The sequence below is a fragment of the Cryptosporangium sp. NPDC048952 genome (assembly GCF_043197895.1).
Taxonomy (GTDB): domain Bacteria; phylum Actinomycetota; class Actinomycetes; order Mycobacteriales; family Cryptosporangiaceae; genus Cryptosporangium.
In genome coordinates, this window is sequence record NZ_JBICTY010000001.1 from 915,580 (window position 1) to 925,340 (window position 9,761).

10 protein-coding genes and 1 tRNA gene are annotated in these 9,761 nt (G+C 69.9%); 9 read left to right on the forward strand and 2 right to left on the reverse strand.

Translation table 11 applies throughout. The features are described 5' to 3' along the window. Positions 1–47 precede the first annotated feature (47 nt). Positions 48–1,043, reverse strand: coding sequence for an acyl-CoA desaturase (locus ACGFY5_RS04305; RefSeq protein ID WP_392717172.1), 996 nt, complete (start codon positions 1,041–1,043; stop codon positions 48–50). Positions 1,044–1,186: 143 nt separating this feature from the next. On the opposite strand from ACGFY5_RS04305, the gene ACGFY5_RS04310 reads away from it, so the two are divergent. The 9 genes from ACGFY5_RS04310 (at position 1,187) to ACGFY5_RS04350 (ending at position 7,926) form a co-directional block, all read left to right on the forward strand. Further along, positions 1,187–1,258 (forward strand) — tRNA-Gln (locus ACGFY5_RS04310). Positions 1,259–1,345: 87 nt separating this feature from the next. Continuing rightward, on the forward strand, positions 1,346–2,800 hold the full coding sequence (gene glmU / locus ACGFY5_RS04315; RefSeq protein ID WP_392717174.1) for a bifunctional UDP-N-acetylglucosamine diphosphorylase/glucosamine-1-phosphate N-acetyltransferase GlmU: 1,455 nt from the start codon (positions 1,346–1,348) through the stop codon (positions 2,798–2,800). A 78-nt stretch (positions 2,801–2,878) separates the two neighbouring features. Further along, the gene (locus ACGFY5_RS04320) at positions 2,879–3,856 is read left to right on the forward strand and encodes a ribose-phosphate diphosphokinase (RefSeq protein ID WP_392717176.1); all 978 of its coding nucleotides are present in this window, start codon (positions 2,879–2,881) and stop codon (positions 3,854–3,856) included. A gap of 206 nt (positions 3,857–4,062) precedes the next feature. Further along, positions 4,063–4,686 (forward strand): 50S ribosomal protein L25/general stress protein Ctc, encoded by a 624-nt coding sequence (locus ACGFY5_RS04325; RefSeq protein WP_392717178.1) that lies wholly within the window; start codon positions 4,063–4,065, stop codon positions 4,684–4,686. Positions 4,687–4,758: 72 nt separating this feature from the next. Next, positions 4,759–5,334, forward strand: a complete 576-nt coding sequence (gene pth, locus ACGFY5_RS04330) for an aminoacyl-tRNA hydrolase (protein WP_392717180.1) — start codon at positions 4,759–4,761, stop codon at positions 5,332–5,334. A gap of 26 nt (positions 5,335–5,360) precedes the next feature. Further along, positions 5,361–5,741 carry a hypothetical protein gene (locus ACGFY5_RS04335; protein WP_392717182.1) on the forward strand — a complete coding sequence of 127 codons (381 nt, stop codon included), beginning with the start codon at positions 5,361–5,363 and terminating at the stop codon, positions 5,739–5,741. Next, positions 5,738–6,574, forward strand: a complete 837-nt coding sequence (locus ACGFY5_RS04340) for an RNA polymerase sigma factor (RefSeq protein WP_392717184.1) — start codon at positions 5,738–5,740, stop codon at positions 6,572–6,574. The genes ACGFY5_RS04335 and ACGFY5_RS04340 overlap by 4 nt, the downstream gene beginning before the upstream one ends. A gap of 93 nt (positions 6,575–6,667) precedes the next feature. Then, entirely contained in the window at positions 6,668–7,069 is a 402-nt protein-coding gene (locus tag ACGFY5_RS04345; RefSeq protein ID WP_392717186.1) for a hypothetical protein, read from the forward strand. A gap of 113 nt (positions 7,070–7,182) precedes the next feature. Beyond that, positions 7,183–7,926: a 3'(2'),5'-bisphosphate nucleotidase CysQ gene (locus tag ACGFY5_RS04350; RefSeq protein ID WP_392718647.1), complete on the forward strand. Its 744-nt coding sequence runs from the start codon at positions 7,183–7,185 to the stop codon at positions 7,924–7,926. Positions 7,927–7,990: 64 nt separating this feature from the next. Here ACGFY5_RS04350 and ACGFY5_RS04355 read toward each other — a convergent pair whose 3' ends face one another. After that, entirely contained in the window at positions 7,991–9,754 is a 1,764-nt protein-coding gene (locus tag ACGFY5_RS04355) for a hypothetical protein (RefSeq protein ID WP_392717188.1), read from the reverse strand. Between the last annotated feature and the right edge of the window lie 7 nt (positions 9,755–9,761).

A 9,761-nucleotide genomic window follows, 5' to 3' on the forward strand; every position in this document is an offset into this window, starting at 1 on the left:
CAGAGCAACAGCCCCCGCACCGAGGTGCGGGGGCTGCGACGAGCGAATCAGGCGGCTTCGGCCACGGGTTCGGTGCGTTTGGCGTCGAAGCGGGCGCGCTTGGGCCAGCGGACGTCCCAGACCCAGCCGGCCTTCTCGAACAGCCAGATCAGGCGGGCCGACGTGTCGATCTGGCCCTTGTCGACGCCGTGCCGAGCGCACGTCGGGTCGGCGTGGTGCGAGTTGTGCCACGACTCGCCGAAGCTCAGGATCGCGAGCGGCCAGAAGTTGTGCGCCTTGTCGTTGGAGCGGTACGGCTGCTCACCCACGACGTGGCAGACCGAGTTCACGGCCCAGGTGACGTGGTGCACCAGCGCGATACGCACCAGACCGGCCCAGAAGTACGCGGTCAGCGCGCCCCACCACGACCAGGTGACAAGACCGCCGATGACGGCGGGGCCGAGCAGCGAAAACAGCATGATCGGCACGAAGTTCTTCTGGATGCGTCGGACGTCGGGGTCCCGGATCAGGTCCGGAGCGAACCGGCGGGCGTTGGAGTTGTCGCGCTCGAACAGCCAGCCGACGTGCGCCCAGACCAGACCCTTGAACAGGCCCTTCGTCGACTCACCGAAACGCCACGGCGAGTGCGGGTCACCCTCCTGGTCGGAGTACTGGTGGTGCCGCCGGTGGTCGGCGACCCAGCGGATCGGCGCACCCTCGACCGACATCGTGCCGGCGACCGTCAGCGCGATCCGCATCCAGCGCTTGGCCTTGAACGCGCCGTGCGTGAGGTAACGGTGGAAGCCGACCGTCACGCCGAAACCGGTGATGACGTAGAACACCGCGAAGATCGCGACGTCGACCCACGTCAGGCCCCAGCCCCACGCCCACGGCACCGCCGCGAGCACCGCGACGAACGGCACCACGACGAAGAACCACAGGAACGCGATCTCGATGTTGCCCTTGCGACCGAAGATCAGCGGACGCTGACCCGAACGCTTGGGGGCTTCGGGGGCCTCCTGGGTAACGGTCGCCTCGGCGGCCGTTGCGGACGTCGGAGTCAAGGTCTCCTCCAGTGGTAGGGACAGCGTCGAAGTAACCGACGCCTACGGAAGCGTAACCTACGCCCCCGTAGGTTTGGCAAGCTTTCCGCGCGAGCGATATCGCGAGCCGCACGGAACGCGACTGTGGAAGAATCAAGAGGCATTCGGCCGTGGTGTAATAGGCAGCACAGCGTCTTTTGGTGTCGCTTGTCCGGGTTCGAATCCTGGCGGCCGAGCCCCTTTTGGCTCTTACATGAGTTCTTCGAGGTACAGCTAGCATGCGGGCGGAGTGATCACTGCCGCCTAATCCCCAGGAGACCCTTGTGACGAGCCCGGCCCGACCGGCTGCCGTCGTGGTCCTCGCCGCCGGCGAAGGCACCCGGATGAAGTCCGACACCCCGAAGGTGCTCCACGAGCTGTGCGGACGCAGCTTGGTAGGGCACGTGCTCGCGGCCGCGGGCCGGCTCGAGCCCGCCCACCTGGCGGTCGTCATCGGCTACCAGCGCGAGCGGGTGGCCGCCCACGTCACCGGCGTCGACGCACGTGTCGTCACCGCCGTGCAGGACCAGCAGAACGGCACGGGGCATGCGGTGCGCTGCGCGCTCGCCGAGCTGCCCGACCTCGACGGGCCGGTCGTGGTACTCAACGGCGACACCCCGCTGCTCACCGCGGAGACGCTGCAGGCTCTGGTCTCGACGCACGTCGAGGCCGGGAACGCGGCCACCGTGCTCACCGCCTCGGTGCCCGACCCCACGGGCCTGGGCCGCATCGTCCGCAACGCCGACGGTCGTGTCCAGCGCATCGTCGAGCACCGCGACGCCACGGCGGAGGAACGGACGATCGCCGAGATCAACTCCGGCATGTTCGCGTTCGACGCCAAGCACCTGCGCTCCATGCTCGACCGGCTCACCACCGACAACGACCAGGGCCAGGAGTACCTCACCGACGTGCTCGGCCTGCTCGTCGAGGACGGGCACCCCGTCGCCGCGATGGTCGCTCCCGACTACCGCGAGACGCTCGGCTGCAACGACCGCGTCGAGCTCTCCGCGCTGCGCGCGCTGCTGCGTGACCGGCTGGTCACTGCTGCGATGCGGGCCGGCGCCACCGTGATCGACCCGGCGAGCGTCTGGTTCGACGTGGACGTCGTCCTCGGCCGGGACGTCGTCGTGCACCCGAACGTGCAGCTGCGCGGCGCCACCGTGATCGAGGACCGCGCCGAGGTCGGCCCCGACTCGACGCTGATCGACACCAAGGTGGGCGCCGGCGCCACCGTCGTCCGGACGCACTCCAACCAGGCCGAGATCGGCCCCGAGGCGACCGTCGGTCCGTTCGCCTACCTGCGCCCCGGGTCGGTACTCGGCCGCAAGGCGAAGGTCGGCACGTACGTCGAGACGAAGAACGCGACGATCGGCGAGGGCTCGAAAGTGCCGCATCTCACTTATGTGGGCGATGCCACGATCGGTGAGCACTCCAACATTGGAGCGGCAAGCGTCTTCGTCAACTACGACGGTGTGAACAAGCACCACACCACGATCGGTGACCACGCCCGCACCGGATCGGACACGATGTTCATCGCGCCCGTGAACGTCGGTGACGGCGCGTACACCGCGGCCGGCTCGGTGATCACCGAAGACGTTCCCCCGGGCGCCATGGCGGTGGCGAGGGCCCGCCAGCGCAACATCGACGGCTGGGTCGAGCGTCGTCGTCCCGGTACGGCGGCTGCCGACGCGGCGGCGGCTGCTCGGCGCGTCGCGTCCGAGGAAGGTACGGTCGAATAGTCGATTCGTCCTGCACAATCCGCGCAGTGACCCCCTGCGATCCCCTCGCCCCGCCGCACTGAAAGCGACGCAGAACCGATGGCTATTCACGCCAAGAGCCGGAAGAGCTTGGTGCTCCTGACCGGTCGAGCCGCTCCGGAGCTCGCCGCGGAGATCGCTGTCGATCTCGAAACCGAGGTGACGCCCACGCGGGCGCTGGAGTTCGCGTCCGGCGAGCTCTTCGTGCGGTTCGAGGAGTCCGTCCGCGGGTCGGACGCCTTCATCATCCAGAGCGTGTGCGCTCCGGTGAACCAGCACCTCATGGAGTTGCTGCTCATGCTGGACGCGGCCAAGCGCGGTTCGGCGAAGCGCGTCACGGTGGTGCTTCCGTGCTACCCCTACGCGCGGCAGGACAAGAAGCACCAGGGGCGGGAGCCGATCTCGGCTCGCCTGGTCGCCGACCTGCTGAAGACGGCGGGCGCCGACCGGATCCTCACCGTCGACCTGCACACCGCCCAGATCCAGGGCTTTTTCGACGGGCCCGTGGACCACCTGTTCGCGCTGGATCTCCTGGCGAGTTACGTCAAGGAGAAGTATGCGGACCGGGAGCTGACCGTGGTGGCCCCGGACTCCGGGCGGGTGCGGGTCGCCGAGCGGTGGACCGACGTGCTGGGCGGGACGCCGCTGGCGTTCATCCACAAGACACGGGACCCGCTGGTGCCGAACCAGGTCGTGATGAACCGGGTCGTGGGTGAGGTCAAGGGCCGCACCTGCATCCTGGTCGACGACATGATCGACACCGGTGGCACGATCGCGAAAGCCGCTGACGCGCTCAAGGAAGAAGGCGCCGCCGACGTGGTGGTCGCGGCCACCCACGGCGTGCTCTCCGACCCGGCCACCGAGCGGTTGAAGAACGGCCCGATCAGCGAGGTGATCCTCACCAACACGCTGCCGATCGGTCCGGAGAAGGAACTGGACAAGCTGACCGTGCTCTCGATCGCCCCGCTGATCGCCCGCGCGATTCGCGAGGTGTTCGACGACGGCTCGGTCACCAGCCTCTTTGGTGGAGCCAGCTAGAAGCGCAGTGGCGGAGCCAGCTGACCCCGGGTTCGTCTTGTACGGCCCGGGCAAGATAGGATAGTCGGGTTGCCCGGCGAGGGGGCTGTGTCGCAGGCTCCGTGATCGACGCGCTGATTGTGGATGCGTCGTCTGCGGTGCCCACGACACGGCCCCTCGCCCAACAAGCCCACCGAAATTCACGCTTGCGTTCGAGGAGTTAAGTCGTGTCCGAGGTCCGAATCGCCGCCGAGCCGCGCACCGAGTTCGGCAAGGGCGGCGCACGTCGCACGCGCCGGGCCGGAAAGATCCCCGCCGTGCTGTACGGCCACGGGCAGGCGCCTCGTCACATCGCGTTGCCCGCCCGTGAGTTCACCAACGCCATCAAGCATGGCGCCAACACCCTGCTGACGATCGAGGTCGAGGGGGGCAAAGAGCTCGCGCTCGCCAAGGCCGTCCAGCGTGACCCGATCAAGCAGACCATCGACCACGTCGACCTCCTGCTCGTCCGCAAGGGCGAGAAGGTCACCGTCGAGCTCGCCGTCGTCCTCACCGGCGAGGTGGAGCGTGGCGGCCGGGTCAACCAGGACCTCTCCTCGCTCACCGTCGAGGCCGAGGCCACCAACATCCCCGACGGCGTCGAGGTCAGCATCGACGGCCTGGAGATCGGCAAGCAGCTGCTCGCCAAGGACGTCGCTCTGCCCAAGGGCGTCACGCTGATCACCGACCCCGAGGCCGCTGTCGTCGGTGTCGTGGCTCAGCAGAGCGCCGCGCAGGCCGACGCCGAGGTGGAGGCCGCCGAGGCCGAGGCCGGCATCGTGCGCGACGAGAAGCAGACCGCCGACGCCTGAGTCACGTAAGAGACCCGAAATCCGGCCGGAGACCCGTCACAGGGCTCCGGCCGGACTCGTGAGGGAGAAACGATGGCCGACGACCCCTGGCTCGTCGTCGGGCTGGGCAACCCCGGCCCCAAGTACGCCGGCAACCGGCACAACGTAGGCCAGATGGTCGTCGACCTGCTCGCGGAGCGCATCGGCGGCCGGTTCACCAAGCACAAGTCCCGGGCCGACATCGTCGAGGGCAGGCTCGCCGGCCACCGCGTGGTGCTCGCCAAGCCGCACTCGTACATGAACGAGTCCGGCGGCCCGGTCGCCGGCCTGCGCAGCTACTACCGGGTACCCCCGGAGCAAACGATCGTCGTCCACGACGAGCTGGACATCCCGTTCGACAGCGTGCGGCTCAAGCTCGGCGGCGGCGACAACGGGCACAACGGACTGCGGTCGATCTCGAACTCGCTGGGTACGAAGGACTACCTCCGCGTGCGGGTCGGCATCGGGCGCCCGCCCGGTCGGCAGGACCCGGCCGACTTCGTCCTGCGTGACTTCAGCGCAGGAGAGCGCAAGGCCCTGCCGCTGATGGTCGACACCGCGGCCGACGCGGTCGAGGCGTTGTTCGGCGCCGACCTGGCAACAGTGCAGAACACCTTCCACGCGAGGTAACACCCTTCCGGCGTATATTGTCCGGTATGTCGGGTGATTCGCGGGCGGTCGATCAGCTGTGGGACGCGTTGGTCGATCAGCACATGGATGCCATCTGGGGCATCGCGACCACGGCGGGCCTCGACGTCACCGAGTCGGCGGTCGTCTCGCAGCTCACCTGGCTCCGCATGGCCGAACGCTGGTCGACCGTACAGGCGCTGGCGCGCGCGAAGGATCCGACGCTGCACCCGGTGGAACAAGCCACTACCCAAGTCGACGAGTGGATCCTGCACACCGCCCGCTCGGAGGTCGACGCCTGGATGCGTGACGAGCGGCGCCGTGGCCGGGAGTCCGCGTTCGCCGACGGTGGTGTCGTGCGGATGGCGCCCGGCTTCCAGGCCGCCGACGCCGGTGGCTCCGCCCGATGACCGACAGCGCCCGCGTGGTGCGCCTCGCGCCGGTGGGGCCCGAGGCCGAACCGCGGCCAGAGCTCGAAGTCGACGAGGTGGCAGGCCTCACCGACCTGATCAGCGCCGACGCCGATGCGATTGCCGCGGCCCCGAGGTCGGCCACGGCCAGCGCACCGGAGGTCGAGGCTGAGCTCACCGACCTCGATGACGTCGGGGTGGCCGACACCGTTCCGGGGCACCGCCCGGCCGGGATCCGGCGGGCGAATCTGAGTCCCGATGAAGCCGCGATGCTGGTCGGGGCCGCCGCCGGTGGTGACCGCAGCGCCTGGGACCTCCTCGTCGACGCCTACGGTGGCCTGATCTGGGCCGTCGCCCGCAACCACCGGCTGAGCCCCGGCGACGCCGGTGACGTCAGCCAGACCACGTGGCTGCGACTGGTCGAGAACATCGACCGGCTGAGCGACCCGAGCCGCGTCGGCGCCTGGCTGGCGACGACGGCCCGCCGCGAATGCCTCCGGCTGCTGGGCCGCTCGAAGCGCACAGTGCTCTCCGGCGAGGAACTCGATCCGGGGACCGACCGGCTCCGGCTGGCCACGCCCGAGGCCGACGCCGCGCTGCTCGCCGCCGAACGCGACGCCGAGATGCGCAGCGCGTTCGGACGCCTCACGCCGCGCTGCCGGGAGCTGCTGCAGATGCTCCTGCTCGATCCGGCGCCCAGCTACGAGGAGATCTCCGCGGCGCTGGACATCCCGATCGGCAGTATCGGCCCCACCCGTGGTCGTTGTCTGGAGAAGCTACGGGGAATCGTCGAAGGCACGGGTATCAATCCGGCGACTGCCGGCTCTTCCTAGGAGGTAGCAGTGTCACCGGAACCGTTGCGCAGGGCCCACTCCGCCGAGGAGGACGCCCGCCCGTGGGATGTCCGGGTGGACGAAGGAGGGCCCGTGAACGTGGTGCCAGAATCGGTGCGCGACGCCGCACGCCGTGCGTTCGACGCGCGCCCGGTCGAAACACTCGTCGCGGACCTGATGTTCGACTCGATCCTGGACCACGACCGGCGGGCGGCCGCGGACCCGACCGTGCGCACGATGCGTTTCGGTCACCGCAGCGGCGGTGCCGACCTGCGCGTCACCGACCGGGGCAACGGGCGCCGGATCAGCCTCGAGGTGCTTCCGGCCCAGCGGGCGTCGGCCGAGGTCCGGTGCGCCGGCAGCACGTTCACGATCACGACCGACGACGACGGTCGCGCCGAGTTCGACGTCCCCGTCGGGCTTTTCAGTCTGGTACTGCGACCGTTGCGGGCGCCGCAAGCCAAACCGCTGCAGACGTCGTGGGTCCGGCTGTGACGAGAGGCCTGTGTTCAGCGGACTCCACACCCACTAGCCTCGAAATCACCAGCACCGGGTTCAGGGGGTAGCTCGTGACTTCGGAAGTGGATACCGAGACCATAGCCGCCCGCATGACCTGCGATTCCGACGTCGAGTTAGCGCGCCTGCTGGCCACCCACGCCGGTGTGATCCTGCTCCGTCTGCGCACGCGCAAGCCCCTCCCGGCGAGCCGGCTCAAGGCCGAGGGCGACAAGCGTTCCCACGATTTTCTCACCGCCGCCCTGGCGAAGCTGCGCCCAGGGGACGCGGTGCTCTCCGAGGAGGGCGCCGACGACCACGCGCGGCTGGAGGCGCGGCGGGTCTGGATCGTCGACCCGCTCGACGGCACTCGCGAGTACTCCGAGGTCGACCGGGACGACTGGGCGATCCACGTGGCGCTCTGGGAGGACGGTGAGCTCGCCGCTGGTGCGGTGGCGCTGCCCGGCCTCGGCCCGACGCTCACCAGCGAACTGTCGCCCCGGCCGCGCCCGGCGGCACCGCAGCCACGCATCCTGGTGAGCCGCAGCCGCCCGCCGGCGTACGCCGAGGCCGTGGCGGAGAAGGTCGGCGCGGAGCTCGTGCCGATGGGGTCCGCGGGTGCCAAGGCGATGGCGGTCGTGCGTGGCCAGGCCGAGGCCTACCTGCACGACGGTGGCCAGTACGAGTGGGACTCGGCAGCCCCGGTGGTGGTGGCCCGGGCCGCGGGATTGCACACGTCCCGCGTAGACGGCAGCCCGCTGAGCTACAACAACCCGAACCCGTACCAGCCCGACCTGCTGATCTGCCGCCCCGAGCTGTCAGAACCCATCCTCGCCGCGATCGCCGCGAGCCGCTGACACGAAGCGGTCCCGTTCGGTCGAGCTCCAGCCCGCCCGAACGGGACCGCTTCACGGCGAACGGCTACCAGCCGCCCCAGGGGCCCCAATCGGACCAGGGCTCACGGTCGTTCTCCCACCCGTCGGACCACGGGTCCGGCTCCTCGGCACTCCGGCCGACCGTCGCGGTCGCCGCCGGGGAGAACGCCCCCGCGGTGCCGCGCCCGTCTACCGCGCGGACCGTGTACCGCACCGATGTACCCGCAGCGAGCCCCCGGTCGGTGAACGAGTAGGTCTTCTTCGTCTCCCAGGGCTTCGCCGACGCCTGCCCCCGGTACACCAGCGTCGAGCCGCGGTAGACCTGATAGGTCACCATCGGGTCGTCGAGGTCCTCGACGCCGCGCCAGGTGACGGTGACCTGGTTCCCGCCGCTGTTCTGCACGGTCGGCGCGGCGGGCGTCGACGGGGCGATCGACTTCGCCGTCAGCGTGAACCGCGTCAGCCCCTGCTGGGGCTTGTTGTTGACGGTCGTGAACTGACCGCCGACCCAGATCGACCGACCGTCGCTGGCCAGCGCCCGTGGCCCCAGCTTCGACACCGAACGCGTCGCCGGGATGTTCGGGTCGCCACCGTTCGTCGACGGGAACCAGTACTGGATCGTCGTGCTCGATCCGCGCGTGGTCTGCGCGAGCAGCCGGTAGTAGCGCGGTTCGGGCAGGTCGGTCGCCTGCTCGGGGAAGCCGCCGTCGGTGTCGTTGCAGTTGTGCGCGTGCGAGCCGCTGTAGAGCAGGTCACCGTGGAGCGCGACCGCCCAGCTCGCCCCGAGGCAGCTGTCGAACCACTTCAGCACGCCGGTGCTCGGGTCGACAGCGGCCCGACCGTCCCACGTGCCCTCGCCGTTGGCCGTCATGTAGACCGCGTTGCCGTCCGCCACCATGTCGGTGATGTACGACGTGCGGGGCACGCCCCGCCAGGCCCAGGCGGTGCTTCTGCCCGTGCTCGGGTTCACGGCGCCCAACGCATGCTGTGCGACGCCATTGAGCGTGTTGAAGTTGCCGCCGACGACGAGCCGGGTCTGGTCCGACGACAGGCTGAGCGCGATGACCTCGGCGTCCGCGCTCGCGTTGAACGAGGTCACGGCGCCGTTCGTGCGGTTGAGTGCGGCCAGGCGGGTGCGGCTCGCGCCACCGGCCTGGGTGAACACACCACCGGCGAAGACCGCCGACCGGCCGACCGCCAGCGCGCGCACCCGCCCGTTGATGCCGGCCGGCACGAAGCGGGCGTCGAGCGGGGAGTTCGCCCGGGAGACCGGGAACGCGGCGATCTTCGTCCGGGACTGGCCGTCCACGTGCGTGAAGTCGCCGGCCACGTAGATCGACGAGCCGTCGGGTGAGGCCTTGATCCGGTAGATCGTGTCGCAGCTGTAGAGCTGCGAGTCCCAGTCGACGTCGCAGCTGACGTCCGGCTTCGAGTCGCTGAACGTGTGCCGCGGCGAGGTGAAGCGGTGCGAGAGCGGCAGCAGGTCGCCGGTGTTCGCGTCGAACGCGGCGAGGTTGTCGCGGGCGACCTCGCGGGTGCCGGGTGCGGCGCCCGGCGGACGGACCGTCGAGAAGTTCCCGCCGATGTAGATCACCCCGCGGACGTAGGTGACCGCCCAGACGGTGCCGTTCGTCTGCCACGTCGGTTGGGCGTCCGCAGTGAAGACCTTGGTCGACGCCGTGGCGGCGCCAGGGGTGCTCGCTGGGTCGGCGGCCGTCGCGGGGGTGGCAGGAACCAGCCCGATCGCGGCGGCCACCAGTGCTAGCGCGGCGAGGACGCGCCGAGCACGGGGGTTGGAGGGAGGACGCACAATTCTC